Below are 20430 nucleotides of genomic sequence, written 5' to 3'. Positions count from 1 at the left end.
AGACCGGGAACACGCATACGCAAACTGGATTGCGTCGGTTCCCGGCCTGTTTATGGGTTCAAATGAATAGAAGCAGAGATGAGGCGGTACTTCAATCAGTCAGGAAATTGAACATTACCTTTAACAATATAGGCTTGGCCTGTGCCATTTTCCGCTAAAGCTGGGATGGTATCGTTCAGTACGACACCGCGAATGTCCGTAATCCGTATTTTCAGAGGCTGTTTTCCTAAGTTTGTACCCAGAAAGTGGTTGTAATCCTGTTTTTCAAGATTGAGCCATTGCCCGTTTTGTTGGACTTCCATTTTTAAGACCGGATATTTATGATTGCGTACTTGAATGGCTGCCCACCATTGGCTGCTGCCTTCTTTAATACGGTAGGAGACATTGCCACTGACCGGAGCTTTGACAACTTTCCATGAAATATTGATTTTTCCATCCTTTTGATCACCAATCAGATTGAAAGCATTCGGAGACAGATCGAGCGCGCCACTTGGACCCTCAGGATATAAATCTGTTACATAGACGGTTGTTTTTCCTTTGGGACCTTGAACTTCCAAATAGGCTCCAGCTAATGCGGCTTTGATTCCGTTATAATTCAGTTGTGTGGGGTTAAGCGCTGTGATTTTAGCATCAGAAGGGATAGGATCAAGCAGTAATGCTCCTCCAGAGTAACCTGATCCTGTATATGTGGCGTACCCCGTGTATGTATCATTCCAAGCAGCTGAAGCGGGAAGTGCGAACAATACGACACTTAGCAATGACGTCAGACCAATCTTTCTGAACTTTCGGAACAGAGATTTTTCTTGCATAATCATTTCCTCCTTGTTCATTTAATAGATTTATATAGTAAATATAAACACTATATTACCTAATATTCCAAATTGTACAATAGGACTTTGAGGCAAAAAGAAAATGTTGGAGATATTTGTCAACCTACCCATGGGTCATATGGCGTGTTTTTTGAGAAATGGCTGTACAGATAAAGAATAAGGGGAGGGTAAGTAATGGGGGGCGAAACTAGGACTTTTGGATGAAGTCTTTTAAATAGAATAAGCGAACTATTGTTCTCGTTTTGATTGTCGTATACAATCGAATCATGTTGATTTTAATAGAGTGATGTCGACTCTGTGTATACTGCAAGAAAGGATGTTATGCATCATGATGGGAAGAGCCCATTTAATTATTGGAACCGGGGTCTCCCTATCGGTATTAGCCTTAAGTGGATTCGAAGTGGCTCCGGCTGCCGTGGTAGCCGCTGTGGTTGGTTCATTGCTGCCGGATATTGACGAGCCTAACTCCATGCTTGTGAGCCGTGCGTTACCGAACAAAATGCTTAGGCTCATACAGCTTCTAATGATTGGGGCTGCGGGTTGGGTGTTTTTCACCCGTTTGGCTCCGCCACCCTGGAATCTTGTTTTGGCTTTGCTGATGATCAGCGCTTCTTTTATGCCGTCACGGTCTATGCGTAAAATTATCATTTTTCTAATTGGTATCGGCCTTGCCTGGTATGGGGAATCATATGCACCGTGGAATTATATCGCCGGGTGTCTGCTGATCATATGTACGCTTGTTCCGCACCGAGGATTGACGCATACGGTATATGGGACAGTAGCATGGACCGCGCTGCTTTATGGCACGACACGTTTGCATGGCGACAGTATATGGCTGGCTGGTGGTATAGCGTACTTGCTACATTTATTGGCAGATTCCTTGACGAATAACGGAATTAAGCCTTTGCCGCCATTCAAATGGAAGCTAAGATTTAGATTAATGAGCACCGGAACCCGGAAGGGAGCAAAGGTAGAAAATATCTGTATCACCTTAACAGCTGTACTAGTAGTGATTGCTTTGCTTCGGTACAAGCATTTAATTTGAGACCTTCTATTTTTTCTTCTATTAAATTAAAAATCAGTTGAATTAAAAAACAGTCAAGTGCACGTTGTATGTGTCTTGACTGTTTTTTATAGATTCTTATTCTCTGTTACTTTTTAAGCTCGTTCAATAATGGTATTCAGCGTTGTGCGATCCAGATTTTGAACCAGCTTAATGATCAGTTCCTTTGCCGCATCATAATCATCGGTGTGAATAATGGATGAGGAAGTATGGATGTATCGTCCACATATGCCGATGACGGTGGATGGCACACCAATTCCGCTCAAGTGTACTTGACCAGCATCCGTTCCCCCAGTGGAGATAAAATATTGGTACTTGATTTTGTGAGTTTCCGCCATATCCTGCACATACTCCACAATCCCGCGGTGTGTAATCATACCTGGATCAAAAACCCGCAACAGTGCGCCTTTACCAAGCTGTCCATATGCGTTCGGATCTCCACCCATATCGTTGGCAGCACTGCAATCCAGTGCAAAGAAAATATCCGGCTGAATCAGATTGGCAGCTGTGCGTGCACCGCGCAATCCCACTTCCTCCTGAACCGTAGCTCCTGCATACAATGTATTTGGAAGCTGGTCCTTTTCCTTATGTAATGCTTCCAACAGTTCAAGAGCCAGACCTACACCATATCGATTGTCCCATGCTTTAGCCATGATTTTTTTGGGATTCGCAAGTGGAGTGAAATCACAGATCGGAGCGATAGCCGTTCCGGGTACAATCCCCAGATCTTGCGCCTCCTGTTTGCTGTCTACGCCGATATCCAGGTACATATGCTTGATGTCCATCGGCTTGCTGCGTTGCGCTTCATCGAGCAAATGTGGTGAGACAGAGCCAACTACACCAATGATTGGGCCATTTGGGGTCAATACTTGAAGACGTTGTGACATGATGGCTTGGCTCCACCAGCCTCCAACCGGCTGAAAACGAATCATTCCATTTTCCGTAATGCCATTCACAATAAAACCAACTTCATCCAGATGTCCTGCCACCATTATACGTGGTCCGCTTTCTTGCCCGCGCAGCACACCAAAAAGACTGCCCAAACGGTCCTGCACGATTTCATCCGTATAACCGGATATTCGTTCTTTAACCCATGCCCGCAGCTCTCGCTCATGTCCAGGAATGGAAGGGAACTCTGTTAAGGTTTTAAACAATTCCAATGTTTTTGCTTCCATGATGTATACCTCACTCCTTATTAATTAACCAGTGGTCGTCATGTATTCAGTATGAATGGATTTGTACGGAATGTCCACGATATCATTTTCCTGACATAACATTTCCCCTAAAAGCTCATAATGTTAAGGAGCCAAGCAATCTGAACCGCCAAGCGCGGAACTTACGAATAAGGGGTGGTGAATGATGCCAGCTAAGTCAGGACAGCGCGGTTTTCGTACCAATTCGTCGCCGTTGTCCATAAATGAGAAAGACTATCAAAGTGTTTCCCAAAAGCATGAACCCTCCAGAAAAGTATTTGCCAATTGTGTGCGTGCTTTCCTGGTTGGAGGCGTCATCTGTGTGATTGGGCAGGCGATCCAGGAAGCCTTTATGGCAGGTATGCATATTCCCGCCAAAGAGGCTGCGGCACCGACTGCATCCATGATGATCTTGTTGTCTGTTATATTAACTTGCATCGGGGTCTACGATAAGATTGCCCAATGGGCAGGAGCGGGAACCGCTGTACCGATTACAGGTTTTGCGAACTCGATGTGTTCAGCTGCATTGGAGTATCGTTCCGAGGGATTGGTACTTGGAGTGGGCGCAAATATGTTCAAGCTGGCAGGCTCAGTTGTCGTATTCGGTGTTGTGGCCGCATTTATCGTAGGCGTTATATACGCGATCCTCGGTGTGGGGGGCAACCACTTATGAGAAGACAGGGAGGACAAACCTGGAAGTTTGAGTCGAGACCGCGCATCATTGGTAGTGCAACTGTTGTAGGCCCGGATGAAGGAGAGGGGCCGTTGTCCACAGATTTCGATTATATTTATGACAATATCGAAATAAACGAGAAAACATGGGAAAAAGCGGAACGAAGGTTAATTGAGCATTCTACAGAGCTTGCGTTAATTAATTCCAATTTAAACAAAGAGGAAGTGCAATTTTTCATAAGTGGTGATCTGATGAATCAGATTATCAGCAGCTCATTTTCGGCTAGCAAGCTTGCTATTCCCTATTTAGGTGTTTTCGGAGCCTGCTCAACGTCGATGGAAAGCTTGGCTTTAGCAGCACTTATTGTGGATTCAGAGGCGGGCGACTACGTGATGGCGGGTACAACCAGCCATAACTGTACTGTGGAAAAACAATTCCGCTATCCTAATGAATACGGAGCACAGAAGCCCCCCACAGCTCAGTATACGGTTACCGGTTCCGGTGCGGCCATTGTGGGACATGCGAAGTCAGGAACGGTGGTAGATTGTGCCACTATTGGGCGCGTAATGGATATGGGCATTAAAGATCCCTTTAATATGGGCGGAGCCATGGCTCCAGCGGCGGCGGACACGCTTTTGTCTCATTTTCGAGATACAGGCAGGGATCCAGGCTACTATGATCTTATTGTAACAGGGGATTTAGCCTCCGTAGGGCTGCCGATTGCCAAGGAGCTGCTTAAAAAAGACGGATTTGATATGAATCAAACGGAATTTAATGATTGCGGTTTACTGATTTACGACATCAATAAGCAAAAGAAGGTCATTGCAGGTGGAAGTGGTTGCGGATGCTCGGCTGTTGTAACCTATGGACATCTGTTAAAACGGATCGAAAAGGGAGAACTACAAAAGGTGCTGGTCGTGGCGACCGGGGCGTTATTGTCTCCTTTGACTACACAGCAGGGTGAAAGCATTCCATGTGTTGCACATGCTGTAGCTTTTGAAGCGGGAGGAAAAGTATGATATTTCTATGGGCTTTTTTAGTGGGCGGTGCCATTTGTGTCGTGGGTCAGTTGATGATGGATGTAATCAAATTGACCCCGGCACACACAATGAGTACGTTGGTGGTAGCAGGTGCAATTGCCGACGCTGTCGGAATATATGATCCCCTTATCAAATTTGCTGGAGCGGGTGCGACGATTCCAATTACCAGCTTTGGTAACTCACTCGTACATGGTGCATTAACAGAATTGGAAAAGGACGGATGGCTTGGTGTCATTACAGGGATCTTTAGTCTGACAAGCGCAGGGATTTCCTCGGCGATTATTTTCTCTTTTCTGGCATGCTTGTTTGTTCGTCCAAAAGGAAGCATATAAAGCAGGGTGCTTTAAATAGGACACAAGTAAAAAAATTGTATACGTGAACCCTTCGGATTTGATAACCGAAGGGTTTTTGACCGTTCCGAAAAACATGTACATATCAAAGAAGATGGAGCTTGAATAATATGGGTAGGGAGTTAAGTGTACTCTATGTCCACCTTCATGTACAATAATAGGAAACAGGTTGCTATCTAGGAGGTTTACAGAGTTATGCCCGTGCGTCAAGAATCTGTGCAGATTGTATCTGCAATCCGTTCTAATCTGGAATCATGCATATTAGGGAAACCCTTTGAAATAAAATTACTGCTTACGGCTATGCTGGCCGGTGGACACATTCTGATCGAGGACGTTCCGGGTACGGGGAAAACGCAAATGATCAAGGCTCTTGCTAAATCCATGCGTGGTGATTATCGCCGTGTTCAATGTAATCCTGATATTCTACCGAGTGATATTACAGGGGTATCTATATTTCATCCACGGGACGAGCGTTTTTATTTCCGTCCGGGTCCGGTTATGACTAACATTTTGCTGGCAGACGAAATTAACCGAGCGACGACGAAAACCCAGTCAGCTCTGCTTGAGGTTATGGAGGAACGAAGTGTGACGGTGGATGGGGACACTCATATGTTACCTCATCCTTTTATGCTGTGTGCCACTCAAAATCCAATTGATTTTGAAGGCACTTATATGCTGCCGGAAGCACAATTAGATCGTTTTATGCTCAAAATCAGCCTGGGCTATCCTGATTTGGAGACAGAGCGCAACATGCTGCTTCATCATCAGACGGGCCAGCCAGCAGATCGTCTGGAGGCTGTAGCGCATATGGAACAGATTGCTGACATCCAGCAGGAAATCAGAGATATCTATATGGACGAAGCGGTGACGTCCTATTTACTCGATATCGTTCGTGCGACGAGAGAACATCCATCCGTGTTGCTGGGGGCTAGTCCACGGGCTGCGCTTGCTTTTGTCATGGCTGCCAAGGCATACGCTTTTCAAGATAACCGTGACTATGTGCTGCCTGATGATGTGAAGGCGCTGGCGCCTTATGTGCTGACGCATCGTTTGCTGCTTCGTCCCGAAGCGCGCCTCGATAGTTCCAACGCCCAGTCTGTACTGCAGTCTGTGCTCCGACAGGTTCATGTACCCGTACGAATGGAGCGTTCTTAGGGAATGAGTATGGTCAAAAGGAAGCGTAGGCTTCCCCGGCTATCAGGTCGCTTCTGGCTTATGCTATTAATATGGGTGGTGTGCCTGCTTTATTTGTTATTTCAGGGCGGAAAGACATCGGTCATGCTGTTTTCTATGGTTACGTTGTTAATCGTTTATTTATGGATGGTTGGTCTGAGTGGAGTTCGCCGCGTTCAAGGTCATCGGCAACTTTCGCAAGGATCGGAGTTCGGGGAACTGCTGCATGCGGGAGATCAGGTACACGTAAAGCTCAGTCTGAGCATTCCTGGCTTTCTTCCGTTACCCTATGTCATTGTTCGCGAGGTGCTCAAGCGACATACAGGGGAATCCTGGTCGTTTGAAGACAGTGTTATCCCCAGTATGAAAGGTGGTGGCCAGCTTACATTTCAAACCCCTGCTTTAGAACGAGGAAGCTACTATTTTGAGGAAACCGAATGTGTGAGTGAGGACATCTTTGGCCTGTTGGAGCACAAGGGCAGGTTGAATGCACGCGGTGAATTTCGGGTGCTTCCTCGCACGGCATTCATTCCATATTGGCAGATCAATGATCGCCGCTCAAGGATGTCTGGACCGCAGACCGTTCAAACTCGAACGCGTCGTGAAACGACACAAATCAACGGTGTACGGGATTATGTATATGGAGATCGGTTTTCACGTATCCACTGGAATGCGACGGCTCGCACAGGCAGTTGGAAATCGAAGGAATTTGAGCATGAGACGGTTCCTAAAACGATGCTTGTGCTGGACGTGCATACAAAGCATTATGTAAACGCCGATCAGTTTGAGCTAGCTGTATCTTCTACCGCTTCATTACTTGAATATGGCGGACGAGAGCGGATGGGGGTCGGACTGTGTACAGCTGGAGAGAAGGGGACTGTTTTTCAGCCAAGTGAGCAGACCATGGAACGGCAACGAATGATGCATCACTTGGTAGACATCCATACCACTTCGCAAGGCAGCTTGATGACTGCTCTAGAAAGCTGTGTGCGCCAATTTCCGCAAGGCTGTTATTTTATACTGATTAGTCCGCTGAAGGACCATCAGGCGTTGGAGCTTCTTCGCTGGGCCGATACCCGGGGGATGACCCCGTGCCACGTCTATATCGGCGAAGGTTCTGCCGAGGGAGAAGCTGAAAAGTGGATGAGCATGCTTCGTGCAAGGGGAATTAAGGGCTATGATGTTGAGAGCCTCGAAGAGCTCCCGGCTGTAATGGGGGGAGGGACACAATGAAAAGCTGGTTACAATCGTTAAAGAGCTCCTGGGCTCCCGCCTTTACGTTCTTGTGGATTATTATTATTGCTATGCAATGGGTGTCTTTTGCTTCTGAATTATGGCTGGAAGAGACGAGGGCACTTGTACTGACGACCATTACAATGCTGGCGCTGGTGAAGATTTTACTACCATTCCGTCCATGGATTGAATTTGTCGTTAAGGCGGTAACGCTGTTCTTTATTTTGTATCGGACATTAGTGTCTTACTCCATCATTATCCCCTTTGGCGGGGCAGCCAATCGTCTGGATCAGTTTATATCTAATATGTCTCCTTATGTTTGGTTTTCCCTCATTGCTTGGCTAGTCATTGAAATGGTGCCGCTCATCGTTACCACGAAGCAGCGGATTCTAGTTTTTGTGGGCATCAATGTTGCAGCTCTGGCGGTGCTTGATTCCTTCACACCAACTGTGCTGTGGGAGGAGGTTGCCTGGATCGTCTTTGCTGGTATGGGATGGCTAGTGACACAGCATCTGCAGTATTTTCGTCAACATTATCCTCAAGGATGGAAGCATATTCGGCGGTATCCGTATAAAATTGCGGCCAATATTGCTGTCATTTTTGCGCTTATTATTATGGCGGGTGTGAATATGCCCGAGGTACAGCCAGCTTTGACGGACCCCTATACAGCGTGGACCCAGCGCATTAGCTCAACCACCGCTGGAACCGCCAATGGATCTGGGGCACTGAATCAGCGCATGAACACCGCATCTGGTTATAGTCGCCAGGATAATCGATTGGGTGGAGGTTTTAATTTTGATTATTCGCCTGTCATGACCATCACAACTAATCAGCGAAGCTATTGGCGAGGAGAAACGAAACGAACCTATTCCGGTACAGGCTGGGTTGACGTGGGCAACGATGATCCAGCACCAAATGAGGTGTCGATGACCGCAGAGCTTGAAAACGCACAAGAAACGAGACACTCTACTGAGCAGGTCGTGCAGACCGTTACCATGCAAAATGATCAGAGCTATCCCGTTCTGTTTGGCGCCTATTCGGTGCATCGTGTTCAATCGGTGGACAGAGATTCACGGGCAAACGGGTTGCGTTGGAATCCGGAACAGGCAGAACTGCTTTGGAATCCATCCTCTCGAAGAACTGCTTATCCTAAAACGTATACTTTGGTATCGCATGTTCCAGTGATCCCTGAGAAAGAGCTGCGTAGAAAAAGTTTTAATGAGTTGTATGGAAAAAATAAACAGGAAGCCTACTTACAAATTCCAAAGGAATTGCCGCAGCGGGTTCGTGATTTGGCTCGCAATGTAACGGCGACGGCCAAAACGCCGTATGAAAAAGTAGGATTGCTACAGCAGTATCTACAGCAAAATTATGCATATACGAACAATCCGGATCTCTCACGGAAAAGAAGCAGGGATTTCGTGGATGCCTTTCTGTTTGAGATTCGGGAGGGCTATTGCGATTATTATTCCACTTCATTAGTCATGATGGCTCGCTCCGTTGGGGTTCCAGCCCGTTGGGTCAAAGGGTATGCTCCTGGCCAGCAGACGTTTTCAGATGATGCAACCACGGACGATGGTGACGAAAACATGTCCTCTTATTCCGTGACAAACGCGGACGCTCATTCCTGGGCAGAGGTATATTTAGGCGAATATGGCTGGATTCCTGTAGAAGCTACGCCCGGCTTTGACATGCCGCTTCTTACGGAGCAGGAAGATTCAAAGACTCCAGAAGCCCCAGAGGTCAAAGATCAGCCAGAACCAGATCAACATGAGCAGACCCCGCAGATGAACACAGGGGAAGGCTTTAGGATTCATCCTGTAATCATAGGCTCTGCTGTTGCCATTCTCCTATTGTGGGCTGCTTATATCATCTGGCGTAACCGGGCAGACATTCACTTTTATCTACTGCGTTTACGCACAGGTAAGCCGTTGACTCCCGATGAAAAGGTAGTCGTCGAAACGGAACACTGGTTACGGTACATGCGAAGGAAAGGCTTTGTCCGCGCCAGCCATGAGACACTGAGGGAATCAGTTGACAGATGGTCACAAGAAGCACCGGAACGCGCTGCGATTTTACATCATTTGCTAGGACGCTTTGAACAAGCGCGTTATAGTCCTTCGTCGGTAGCCGCAGAGGATTGGCGTAGTGTTCGCCAGCAAGCTTCCCTGTTGCAAAGGGAACCATGGATAAAACGATGGGCCGGACGAAGAGCAAAGCCTGGTCATAAGGACGAAGGCTAGTCTATTTTTACTAGGTTTGAGTGTCGCAATTTTTAATCTTAATCTATATGTTTAGTAAAAAGCTGTCCGTTTGTTGCGGATAGCTTTTTACTAAGCCATAGTAATATGGTATAGTTTGTCGTATGAAACTGAGGTGACCGACGTTGTTTGAAATGCTGATGCCCAAATTACGGGTGAATACCGTCTTTGATATTGATCTTGAAGGCTTGTATGCTCAAGGATATCGCGGCATTATTACGGATCTGGATAACACGCTGGTCGGTGCAAAAGCGCCGAATGCAACTCCCGAGCTGGTGGCCTGGTTTGAAAAGGTCAAACAGGCGGGTTTTAAGCTTGTCATCGTGTCTAATAACAATATGGACCGTGTATCCGTGTTTGCTACGCCTTTGGACATTGAATTTATACATGCCGCCCGGAAGCCATCCAACTCGTCCTTTCGGAAAGCTATCCGTATGATGGGGCTTACTCCGGAAGAGACTATTATGGTCGGGGATCAAATGTTGACGGACGTGTTGGGAGGCAACCGCATGGGATTGCATACCGTTCTGGTGCTACCAATATCGATTCATGATGAAGGAGTCATGACCCGATTTAATCGACGGTTGGAGCGAATCGCGCTCACAAGGTTACGTAAGAAAGGCTTATGGCTTGAGGAGGAAAAGAAGAATGACTGAAAGACCTGACGGCGGAACAGCCGTCAAATGTAGTGGTTGCGGTATCACCATGCAGACCACTAACCCGGACCTTCCGGGATATATTCCGGAAAAATTATTAACTCGCGAACCGGTCATCTGTCAGCGTTGCTTCCGGATCAAAAACTATAATGAAACCTCTTCGGTGACGGTAGATCAAGATGAGTTCTTGAAGCTGCTTAGTCAGATTGGAGACAAGGATGCGCTCGTCATCCACATTGTAGATATTTTTGACTTTGAAGGCAGCTTGATTTCCGGCTTACAGCGTTTTGTAGGCTCAAATCCGGTTGTACTGGCAGTCAATAAGACCGATTTGTTGCCTAAGGTGACAAACTGGAACAAGGTACGTAACTGGGTACAAAAGCAAGCGAAGGAGCAAGGGCTACGCACGGAAGAAATCGTATTGTGCTCTGCTAAAAAAAATCAGGGCTTTGACCGTCTGCTGGATGTGGTATCTGAACTGCGTGGTAACCGCGATGTATATGTGGTCGGAGCCACAAATGTAGGGAAATCCACGCTCATTAACCGCTTGATTCGTGATTACAGCGATATGGAGCAGGAACTTACAACATCCCGTTATCCAGGAACTACACTCGATATGGTAAATATTCCGCTTGACGATGGCAAGCACATTATTGATACTCCGGGTATTGTGTACCCTTGGCGGTTCAGCGAAATCGTCTCCCGTCAGGACTTGAGTGCTATTATGCCGGACAAGCCGCTGAAGCCTGCTGCATATCAGCTTGATGCCGGACAAACGTTGTTTTTCGGCGGTATGGCCCGATTTGATTTTGTAGACGGTCAGCACCAATCATTTACCTGCTACATTAACGGGGGTCTTAAAATACATCGCACCAAGCTGGAGCGAGCTGATCAGTTGTTCGCTGATCATGCCGGGGAGCTATTGTCTCCGCCAACACGCGATCAATTGGCAGAGATGCCGGAATGGACCAGACATGAGTTCCGCGTTCCACGCAAATCTCCATCGGACATCTATATATCCGGTTTGGGATGGATTAGGGTAAATAGTGAGAACGGAGCTCTGGTAGCGGTTCATGCTCCTCGGGGAGTCCGTGTGCTTTTGCGGCCTGCGTTGATTTAACAATGCTGTAACCAAGTTATAGGGCGGCAAGGAACACATACTGGTTCCTGCCGCCATTCATGTATTTGAGCGGCCTAATATTTTGCAATATGGGGGAGAGCAACGATGAACAGCGGGGAGTCTGGAGCGACCGAACAAGATCTTGTACTATTGGGCGTATTGGGTGATCCGATCAAGCACTCCAAATCGCCTCTTATGCATAAAATAGCTTTGCAGGCAGCGGGGATTGAGGGAGATTTTGTACCTCTTCATGTCACACCAGATCAGCTGCAGGATGCCGTGAAGGGGATTCGGGCTTTGCATTTCCGCGGAGTCAATGTGACGATTCCCCATAAGGTTGAGGTTATGAAATATCTGGATGAGATTGATGAAGGGGCCCGGCTCATCGGCGCTGTCAATACGATAGTGAATGACAATGGACGGCTCAAGGGCTATAATACGGACGGAATTGGCTACGTGCGCTCCCTTAAAGAGGAAACTTCTGTCGAGCTAAAAGGTGCAAGGATTGCTGTTCTAGGAGCCGGTGGGGCTGCCCGAGGCGTGATTCACGCCCTGTTGGAGGAGCGACCGGAATCGGTCATTATTCTGAACCGAACACGTGACAAAGCTGAACAACTGGCATTGGAGTGGACGACAGAAGCAATTCCAGTAACGGGCTATTCCAACGAGGAAGCCAAGAGTGTGCTCAGGAGAGTGGATGTGTTGATTAATACAACCTCGGTGGGAATGTCTCCTTTATCTGATGAGCTTCCGTTAGAAACGAATCTGATTCCAGAGGGAATCATTGTGAGCGATTTGATCTACAATCCCCTGGAAACGAGACTTTTACGCGAAAGCCGTGAACAGCGTGGCTGCACTGTACATGGAGGCTTAGGCATGTTTGTGTACCAAGGGGCAGTGGCTTTTGAGTATTTTACGGGGGTGGCCCCTGCAGTAGACCAAATGAGAGCGGCGGTGCTGAGAAGCCTGTCGTAAGTCGGATTATACATTAAAATTATGGAAATGCCGCATTGCATATGTGGCGACGAAGGGGTTAAATATACATGTTAACAGGTAAACAAAAAAGATATCTGCGCTCCATGGCGCATCATTTGGACCCGGTTTTTCAAGTAGGTAAAAACGGTACGAATGAGCATCTTATGCGTCACATTAATGATGCGATTGAAAAGCGTGAGCTGATGAAAGTACAAATTTTGAACAACTGTTTGGACGACAAGCATGAAATTGCGGAAGAATTGGCAGCAGAGACGGGTTCCGAGCTTGTACAGCTTATTGGAAGCACCATTATTTTGTACAAGGAATCTCGTGATCATAAGCAAATCGAGTTGCCTAGAGGGTAATACGCGGGGAGAAAATTATGAAAATCGGTATTATGGGTGGTACATTTGACCCGATTCATATTGGACATCTACTGGCTGGAGAAGCGGCAAGAGATGCTTATGAGCTGGATCAAGTATGGTTTATGCCTTCTCATATTCCTCCGCACAAGCATCAAGCGGGGGCAAGCGGCAAGGAGCGTCTGGAGATGACGAGTCAAGCAGTGGCGGGTCATCCTGCTTTTGAAGTGCTGGATATTGAAGTTCTTCGCGGGGGGGTATCCTATACCATTGACACGATCAAGGAGCTTCAGGAGCTGCATCCTGCTGTAGATTTTTATTTTATTATTGGTGCGGATATGGTGAACTACTTGCCTCATTGGCAGGGAATTGAGGAGTTGGCGCAGCGGATTTGTTTTATTGGGGTGCGGCGACCGGGCTTCCAGCTTGCGTTGGATGAGTTGCCACATTATTTGCAGGGCAAGGTACTGCTGGCAGATATGCCAGTGGTGGACATTTCTTCGACGGATATACGAGAGCGTGCTGCAGAAGGGCGTACTATTCGTTATCTTGTGCCTGATCGTGTACACGACTATATTACAAGGGGCGGTTTGTATGAAGTACAGCCGTGAGCAGCTAATGGAAGCCGTATCTGGTCAGATGCCTGAAAAACGCTGGATACACACGCTGGGTGTGATGCATACCTCTGTGGAGCTTGCGAAGCGTTATGGGGCAGACCCGAATAAGGCAGAACTGGCGGCTATTTTACATGATGTAGCGAAATATTGGCCTGTTCAGCAGATGGAGGAAGTGATTCGTAACTATCCCGAATGTGATCAGGAGCTATTGGAGCATGACAAGCAGCTCTGGCATTCAGAGGTAGGGTACTGCGTTGCGGCGAGAGATTACGGAGTGGATGATCCGGAAATAAGGAATGCAATCCGCTGGCATACGTCAGGACGCGTAGGTATGAGTCTGCTGGATAAAGTCGTGTGTCTGGCTGATTACATCGAACCGGGCCGGGATTTTCCAGGAGTTGAACATATCCGTAAACAGGCAAAGAAAAGTTTGGAGCAGGGCCTTGTCGCTGGATTTGATTCTACGATTTCATTGTTGCTGGAAAAGCAAAAGGTTATTTTTCCGCTGACGGTCTTGTCGCGCAATGACTTGATTCGACAGCTAAAACAGAAAAAAACGGAGGTTCATGAATGACCCTAACGAATGAGAAATTAATGCAAACGGCGGTTGAGGCCGCTAATGATAAAAAGGCAATGAATATTGTCGCACTGGATTTGCGTGGAGTATCGCTAGTCGCGGATTATTTTGTAATTTGCCATGGTAATTCGGATACACAAGTACAGGCGATTGTAACAGAAATTCGCAAACGCGCTCATGATGAAGGTGTAGCCATCAAAGGAATCGAAGGAATGGATTCCGCTCGCTGGGTTCTAATGGATTTGGGGGATGTCGTAGTGCATGTCTTCCATCGCGACGAACGCGAATATTATAACATTGAGCGACTCTGGTCGGATGCTAAGGTTGTGGAGAAGGTATGAGTTTGATCGCTGGTACTTATGTCACCATTATGGTGGATCGTGAGGTATCTCCTTTCGGCTACTTTCTTACCGTCGGTGAGCAGGATGTTCTGCTGCATTATACTGAGCTTACTCGTGAAATCGAGGTAGGTGAACGGCTGGAGGTATTTATCTTCCATGATACAGAGGACCGTTTGGCTGCAACTATGAAAAAGCCGTTCTTGTCTCTGGGAGAAATGGCCAAGCTTGAGGTGGCCGATGTGCATCCGCGTTTGGGATGTTTCCTGGAGATGGGATTGGGGCGTCAGCTTTTGCTGCCGATTCGTGAGTTGCCAGAAAACCGTGATCTGCATCCTCGGGTGGGTGACTACGTGTATGCCATTATGGAGCATGACAAACAAGGCAGACTGCGAGCTAAGCTGGCAGGGGAGCAGGAACTGGCTCCATTGTGCTTCCATGCTCCTAGTTCGTGGCTTAATACATGGGTGCAGGCGACGGTGTACAAGCCGCTTCAGATGGGCACATTCGTCCTGGTGGACGGGGGTGTGCTTGGTTTTGGTGCAATAGGGATGATTCATTCCTCGGAACGTAACCGTATGCTTCGCTTGGGCGAGGAGGTTAAGGTACGGGTCACGCTTGTTCGCGAAGACGGCCGGGTCAATCTGGCGATGTCGCCACGCAAGGAAGTAGGCCGTGATGAGGATGCGGATCGGTTGATTGCATTTCTGAAAGAACGTCCGGGTGGCGGTATGCCATATTCTGACGCAACGCCGCCGGATATTATTAAGCAACGGTTTGGTATCAGTAAATCCGCCTTCAAGCGTGCGATGGGCAAGCTGATGAAGGAAGGGCTGGTTACACAAAAAGAAAACTGGACCTACCTGGTTGAGAAAATGCCTAAACCGAAGGACGGGAATGGGGAGTAAAAGATGGCTTCTTACCGCAAGTTTGCCTATGTGTATGATGAGCTAATGCAGGACATGCCTTACCCAGACTGGTTGCGCTTTGCACGGCAGGCTTGGGATCGATACGGTATGCCGCATACAGTGGCCGAGCTGGGCTGCGGAACGGGCTCAATTACGATTCCACTGGTTAACTCGGGCTTCGAGGTGGCTGGCATCGATTTATCCTCTGACATGCTGGCAGTAGCCCGTCGCAAAATGGAAACCACTCCTCAAGGACAGCGATTGTTTCGTGAGGGAAGCGTTCGCTGGATACAGCAGGATATGCGAGAATGGGTTTTACCGGAGCCCGTGGATTCTGTCATTTCTTTTTGCGATTGCCTGAATTATTTACTTGAGGAAGAAGATATCATTTCTACTTTTCGCAGAACGTATACTGGTCTGAAGCCCGGTGGAACCTTTCTGTTTGATGTACATCATCCCCAGACATTTTTGCGTTATGATGAAGAACAACCATTCGTACTGGATGAACGCTCTATCTCGTATATCTGGACATGCGCGTTGGATACACCCCGTTGTGAAATTGAGCATCATCTTAGTATCTTTGCGAAAGCAGAACAAGAAGGACGCAATCTGTACCAGCGTTTTGAGGAAATTCATGTGCAGCGTGCTTATGATCCAGACTGGATGAAGGCAGAATTGTCCAAAGCGGGTTTTCGTGATGTGAAGGTATATGCAGATTTTGAATGGGTAGAAGCAGAAGATGACGCGGCGAGACTGTTTTATGTCGCTGTAAAATAGCTAGGTTTCATTGAGCTAATAAGAAAAAAGAAAGACGCTTTTCATGGAGTCATGAAGAGCGTCTTTTTGCACTCATATATTCACTTTATAGTTCAGCTGAAGTTCATCACCCGGTACACCCCGAATGCCCCAGTTCTGTTTCGGGGTTTCAAATATAGTAATCTCAAGATCCTGTGGAGCAATGGCAAAATGATCCGTAATTCTTTGGAATAACAGCTGAATGAGCTGCTTCTTAGCTGTTGTCGTTCTGCCTTCAAAAATACTGATTTCAATAATGGTGTACGCCTCGGAGCGATTATCTGTATAGATATAGTCTTCATGATTCATAGGAAAAAAACGATGAAACCTCTTGTCTGGAGGATAGTTGAACGCATCCACCACGGCAGAGTGAATCACCTCTGAAAGTTGCTTCTTGATCGGATCTAGCTTTTCTTTTATTCCGAAAATTTTAATTTGTGTCATGTCTCAGCTCACCTTTCTTATCTCATCTCAACTTGAATCATTGCAACTTGGAGTTATTATAAAACATTCGTATTCATGTGTCATGGACAACTAGTATGAAGATGGAGCTTCGTATCAAATGTAGTCCTTATTTGACTTTTTTCGTGGTTTTCAATATAATAGTGCCATTATTAACGGTTAAACAATCGCTGATGAGGAATAGTAGTTTTGTCTGGACATGTAGAGAGCCGGCGGGTGGTGCAAGCCGGTTGACAGTGCAAAGCGAACTCACCTCGGAGATATGCGTCCAACGCAGGAAAACACTATATAGGTGTTAGTATCCTGTTATTAATGCGCATCGGATCACCTCCGTTATCAGGTGCAAAGGGAGTAGATTGCGAAGAACGCTTTCTGCTAACTAGGGTGGTACCACGGGAATATAACCTCTCGTCCCTAGCGCTGACACGCTACGGGATGCAGAGGTTTTTTTGTTGCATACCGTTTGAGGAGGAAAAGACAATGACAGACACACAGCCGAAGCACGGCTATCAACCGCAAAGTATTGAACCAAAATGGCAGAAATATTGGGATGAGAACAAAACGTTCCGCACTGGGGAAGAGCCGGGGAAACCGAAGTTTTATGCTTTGGATATGTTTCCGTACCCGTCTGGAGCTGGTCTACATGTAGGCCACCCGGAGGGATACACAGCTACAGATATTGTTTCACGTTATAAAAGAATGCGTGGCTACAACGTACTGCATCCGATGGGTTGGGACGCCTTCGGTCTGCCTGCCGAGCAGCATGCGCTGGATACAGGCGAGCACCCACGCGAAATTACGGTAAAGAACGTAAACAACTTCCGCCGTCAAATCAAATCACTTGGGTTTTCATATGACTGGGATCGTGAAATCAGCACTACTGATCCTGATTATTACAAATGGACACAGTGGATTTTCATCCAGCTGTACAAGCGCGGTCTCGCTTATGTAGCTGAAGTGCCCGTGAATTGGTGCCCAGCACTGGGAACAGTGCTGGCGAATGAAGAAGTAATTGACGGTAAGAGTGAGCGTGGCGGCCATCCGGTTATCCGCAAACCAATGCGTCAATGGATGCTGAAAATTACGGAATACGCCGATCGTTTGCTGGATGATTTGGAGGAATTGGACTGGTCCGAGAGTATTAAGGATATGCAGCGGAACTGGATTGGTAAGTCTACCGGGGCAGAGGTTCATTTCCCAATTGAAGGCTATGACGAGCAGCTCACAGTATTTACAACCCGTCCAGATACGCTGTTCGGCGCAAGCTACTGTGTGCTGGCCCCAGAGCAGGAATTGGTGGATATGATTACTACACCTGAGCAAAGGGACGCTGTACAACAGTATCGTGAACAAGCTGCTCGGAAAAGCGATCTGGAGCGTACGGATCTGGCCAAAGATAAAACAGGCGTATTCACAGGAGCTTATGCAGTGAATCCGGTGAACGGCGAAAAGCTGCCAATCTGGATTGCCGACTATGTACTGGCAGGCTACGGAACAGGTGCAATTATGGCAGTACCGGGCCATGATACACGTGACTGGGAATTTGCCAAGAAGTTCGGATTGAAAATCACTGAGGTCGTTCAAGGTGGGGACGTGGACAAAGAGCCATACACCGAGGATGGCCCGCATGTCAATTCAGGCCTGCTGAATGGACTTACCAATGAGGAAGCTATTCCGAAAATGATCGAATGGCTCGAAGCTGAGGGTAAAGGGCAGGGCAAAGTAACCTATCGTCTGCGTGACTGGCTGTTCAGCCGCCAACGCTATTGGGGCGAGCCGATTCCAGTAATTCATCTAGAAGATGGAACGATCAAAACAGTTCCTGAGGATCAACTGCCGCTCGTACTGCCAGAGATGGACAATATCAAGCCTTCAGGTACAGGTGAATCCCCACTGGCGAATGCGACAGATTGGGTAGAAACCGTTGATCCTGAAACAGGTATGAAAGCACGTCGCGAGACAAATACGATGCCGCAATGGGCAGGAAGCTGCTGGTACTACCTGCGCTTTATTGATCCAAAAAATGATAAAGAGCTTGTGTCCAAAGAGAAACAGCGCGAATGGATGCCTGTTGATCTGTATATTGGCGGAGCAGAACATGCGGTTCTTCATTTGCTGTATGCCCGTTTCTGGCACAAGGTGCTATATGATATCGGCGTAGTGGAAACTAAAGAGCCTTTCTATAAACTGGTTAACCAGGGTATGATTCTAGGCAACAATAATGAAAAAATGAGTAAATCACGCGGTAATGTCATCAATCCTGACGATATTGTAAATACGTTTGGCGCCGATACGCTGCGTATTTATGAAATGTTTATGGGGCCGCTGGAAGCGACCAAGCCATGGAATGAGAATGGGGTTGAGGGAGCGCATCGTTTTCTGTCCCGCGTATGGCGCCTGTTTGTTTCCGAGGATGGTAGCCTGAACGAAAAAATTAAAAATGACGGCGGTAGTGACGAGTTCAAACGGACCTGGCATAAAACGCTGAAAAAGGTAACCGAGGATCTGGATGCATTGCGTTTTAATACAGCGATCAGCCAGCTGATGATCTTCACCAATGATGCATACAAAGCAGACCTTCTGCCGCGTGCAGCGATGGAAAACTTCGTGCAAATGCTATCCCCGCTTGCACCGCATCTGGCCGAGGAACTGTGGCAGCTGCTGGGACACAACGAGAGCATTACCTACGCGGCTTGGCCTGCTTATGATGAAGCATGGACGGTGGACGCTGAAGTGGAAATTGTCATCCAGATGAATGGTAAAATTGTACAGCGTGCAACGATTGCTAAAGATCTTGATGCCAAAGCGATGGAATCCTTTGCTTTGTCGCTGGACAGCGTTCAGGAGGCACTGGCTGGTAAAACGGTTCGTAAGGTAATTGCTGTTCCGGGTAAGCTGGTTAATATTGTTGCCGGTTAATCGGCTTTAGGCCGAAGGAGACATCTATCTTTTGCATGTCCTCTTCATACTTGTTGTGCGTGGCCCGTATTAGCTCAGGGAATACACTATGCAGGCTGATGTCCAACAAGGCGAGAGCTTCGGCGGTTATACCTCCGGGAACCGCTACTCTTGCTTGTAACTCGGCTGGTGTCATCCCGCCTTCCGTGAGCAGCTTTCCCGTGCCGATGATCATTTCACCAGCCAATGCGCATAGTTCTGTACGGTCTATACCTGTAGCTTGAACTGCGGCTTGAATCCACTGGTCCATAAAAAAGGCCAAGAAAGCAGGGCCGCAGCTCGAAAAATCCGATGTGATCCGTGTATGAGACTCTTTAACCCGAATTGGCCTGCTGATGTGGGACATAAGCTCTTCCAGAAGGGAGCGATCCTCCTCTGTAATCCGGTTTCCATGGATGCATAGTGAGGCTCCGCTTCCAATCTGGTGAGTGATACTCGGAATAATTTTGGACACCTTGGCTTTTAATGCATGCTCCAAAATACGGATCTGTACTGGACTTGTGATAGAAACGACGATCTGCTCTTCTGTAATGACGTTGCGTATTTCATCCGTTACGGTTTTTGATTCCAGCGGCTTCACGCAGATAAATAGGATATCGCTTTCCGCTGCCGTCTCACGGTTGCTTTGGGCTGCGTGCAAACCTGGATAACGACGGGCTAGCTCGGCTACCTTGGAATACGTTCGGTTGCTTGCTAATATTTGCTGCGGTTTGAGTGCATCCGAATGAATAAAAGATTCAATTAGCAGACTTCCCATGCTGCCAGTCCCGATAAATCCAACTTTCATTGTTCAACGCCCTCCTTTCATACTTTGCGGTATAGACGCTGTGCTGTCATTCTTCTTAA

General features: G+C 47.4%; 21 protein-coding genes and 1 other annotated feature. Of the genes, 17 read left to right on the top strand and 4 right to left on the bottom strand.

Annotated elements, in window-relative coordinates; translation table 11 throughout:
* Window positions 1-95: 95 nt before the first annotated feature.
* Entirely contained in the window at window positions 96-809 is a 714-nt protein-coding gene (exlX, locus tag ACN6NF_RS16745) for an expansin ExlX (RefSeq protein WP_474318674.1), read from the bottom strand.
* A 349-nt stretch (window positions 810-1158) separates the two neighbouring features.
* Between exlX and ACN6NF_RS16740 the strand changes: the two genes are divergently transcribed.
* Window positions 1159-1875 (top strand): metal-dependent hydrolase, encoded by a 717-nt coding sequence (locus ACN6NF_RS16740; protein WP_474318673.1) that lies wholly within the window; start codon window positions 1159-1161, stop codon window positions 1873-1875.
* Window positions 1876-1988: 113 nt separating this feature from the next.
* Here ACN6NF_RS16740 and ACN6NF_RS16735 read toward each other — a convergent pair whose 3' ends face one another.
* Window positions 1989-3068 carry a M42 family metallopeptidase gene (locus ACN6NF_RS16735; RefSeq protein ID WP_474318672.1) on the bottom strand — a complete coding sequence of 360 codons (1080 nt, stop codon included), beginning with the start codon at window positions 3066-3068 and terminating at the stop codon, window positions 1989-1991.
* A 184-nt stretch (window positions 3069-3252) separates the two neighbouring features.
* Between ACN6NF_RS16735 and spoVAC the strand changes: the two genes are divergently transcribed.
* The 15 genes from spoVAC to ACN6NF_RS16660 all read left to right on the top strand — a co-directional run bounded on the left by spoVAC (window position 3253) and on the right by ACN6NF_RS16660 (window position 16146).
* A complete protein-coding gene (gene spoVAC, locus ACN6NF_RS16730) occupies window positions 3253-3759 on the top strand; it encodes a stage V sporulation protein AC (RefSeq protein WP_016821646.1) in 507 nt (168 codons plus the stop codon).
* Window positions 3756-4778, top strand: coding sequence for a stage V sporulation protein AD (gene spoVAD, locus ACN6NF_RS16725; RefSeq protein WP_016821645.1), 1023 nt, complete (start codon window positions 3756-3758; stop codon window positions 4776-4778). The genes spoVAC and spoVAD overlap by 4 nt, the downstream gene beginning before the upstream one ends.
* Entirely contained in the window at window positions 4775-5131 is a 357-nt protein-coding gene (spoVAE, locus tag ACN6NF_RS16720; protein WP_016821644.1) for a stage V sporulation protein AE, read from the top strand. The genes spoVAD and spoVAE overlap by 4 nt, the downstream gene beginning before the upstream one ends.
* A 213-nt stretch (window positions 5132-5344) precedes the next feature.
* A complete protein-coding gene (locus ACN6NF_RS16715; protein WP_474318671.1) occupies window positions 5345-6304 on the top strand; it encodes an AAA family ATPase in 960 nt (319 codons plus the stop codon).
* Window positions 6305-6307: 3 nt separating this feature from the next.
* On the top strand, window positions 6308-7555 hold the full coding sequence (locus ACN6NF_RS16710; RefSeq protein ID WP_474318670.1) for a DUF58 domain-containing protein: 1248 nt from the start codon (window positions 6308-6310) through the stop codon (window positions 7553-7555).
* Window positions 7552-9798: a transglutaminase TgpA family protein gene (locus tag ACN6NF_RS16705; RefSeq protein ID WP_474318669.1), complete on the top strand. Its 2247-nt coding sequence runs from the start codon at window positions 7552-7554 to the stop codon at window positions 9796-9798. The genes ACN6NF_RS16710 and ACN6NF_RS16705 overlap by 4 nt, the downstream gene beginning before the upstream one ends.
* Window positions 9799-9941: 143 nt before the next feature.
* On the top strand, window positions 9942-10472 hold the full coding sequence (locus tag ACN6NF_RS16700) for a YqeG family HAD IIIA-type phosphatase (RefSeq protein WP_474318668.1): 531 nt from the start codon (window positions 9942-9944) through the stop codon (window positions 10470-10472).
* Window positions 10465-11592 carry a ribosome biogenesis GTPase YqeH gene (gene yqeH, locus ACN6NF_RS16695; RefSeq protein ID WP_474318667.1) on the top strand — a complete coding sequence of 376 codons (1128 nt, stop codon included), beginning with the start codon at window positions 10465-10467 and terminating at the stop codon, window positions 11590-11592. The genes ACN6NF_RS16700 and yqeH overlap by 8 nt, the downstream gene beginning before the upstream one ends.
* A 105-nt stretch (window positions 11593-11697) precedes the next feature.
* Window positions 11698-12567: a shikimate dehydrogenase gene (aroE, locus tag ACN6NF_RS16690; protein WP_474318666.1), complete on the top strand. Its 870-nt coding sequence runs from the start codon at window positions 11698-11700 to the stop codon at window positions 12565-12567.
* A 68-nt stretch (window positions 12568-12635) separates the two neighbouring features.
* Window positions 12636-12932, top strand: coding sequence for a ribosome assembly RNA-binding protein YhbY (gene yhbY / locus ACN6NF_RS16685; protein ID WP_013372202.1), 297 nt, complete (start codon window positions 12636-12638; stop codon window positions 12930-12932).
* Window positions 12933-12949: 17 nt separating this feature from the next.
* Entirely contained in the window at window positions 12950-13540 is a 591-nt protein-coding gene (nadD, locus tag ACN6NF_RS16680; RefSeq protein ID WP_474318665.1) for a nicotinate-nucleotide adenylyltransferase, read from the top strand.
* Window positions 13524-14120 (top strand): bis(5'-nucleosyl)-tetraphosphatase (symmetrical) YqeK, encoded by a 597-nt coding sequence (yqeK, locus tag ACN6NF_RS16675; protein WP_474318664.1) that lies wholly within the window; start codon window positions 13524-13526, stop codon window positions 14118-14120. The genes nadD and yqeK overlap by 17 nt, the downstream gene beginning before the upstream one ends.
* Window positions 14117-14464, top strand: a complete 348-nt coding sequence (gene rsfS, locus ACN6NF_RS16670; RefSeq protein ID WP_013372199.1) for a ribosome silencing factor — start codon at window positions 14117-14119, stop codon at window positions 14462-14464. The genes yqeK and rsfS overlap by 4 nt, the downstream gene beginning before the upstream one ends.
* Window positions 14461-15369, top strand: a complete 909-nt coding sequence (locus tag ACN6NF_RS16665; RefSeq protein ID WP_016821635.1) for a CvfB family protein — start codon at window positions 14461-14463, stop codon at window positions 15367-15369. Before rsfS ends, ACN6NF_RS16665 begins: the two co-directional genes overlap by 4 nt.
* Window positions 15370-15372: 3 nt before the next feature.
* Window positions 15373-16146, top strand: coding sequence for a class I SAM-dependent DNA methyltransferase (locus ACN6NF_RS16660; protein WP_474318663.1), 774 nt, complete (start codon window positions 15373-15375; stop codon window positions 16144-16146).
* Between the two features lie 72 nt (window positions 16147-16218).
* On the opposite strand, the gene ACN6NF_RS16655 is transcribed toward ACN6NF_RS16660, so the two are convergent.
* Entirely contained in the window at window positions 16219-16608 is a 390-nt protein-coding gene (locus ACN6NF_RS16655) for a tautomerase family protein (protein WP_474318662.1), read from the bottom strand.
* Window positions 16609-16787: 179 nt separating this feature from the next.
* Window positions 16788-17045 (top strand) — a binding site (T-box leader).
* Between the two features lie 61 nt (window positions 17046-17106).
* Between ACN6NF_RS16655 and leuS the strand changes: the two genes are divergently transcribed.
* On the top strand, window positions 17107-19545 hold the full coding sequence (gene leuS, locus ACN6NF_RS16650; protein ID WP_474318661.1) for a leucine--tRNA ligase: 2439 nt from the start codon (window positions 17107-17109) through the stop codon (window positions 19543-19545).
* Here the strand turns inward: leuS and comER are convergent.
* Window positions 19526-20371: a late competence protein ComER gene (comER, locus tag ACN6NF_RS16645; protein ID WP_474318660.1), complete on the bottom strand. Its 846-nt coding sequence runs from the start codon at window positions 20369-20371 to the stop codon at window positions 19526-19528. The genes leuS and comER overlap by 20 nt on opposite strands.
* Between the last annotated feature and the right edge of the window lie 59 nt (window positions 20372-20430).

It is taken from the genome of Paenibacillus sp. TSM33 (genome assembly GCF_056099025.1).
This window is presented reverse-complemented; position numbering and strand designations above follow the sequence as displayed.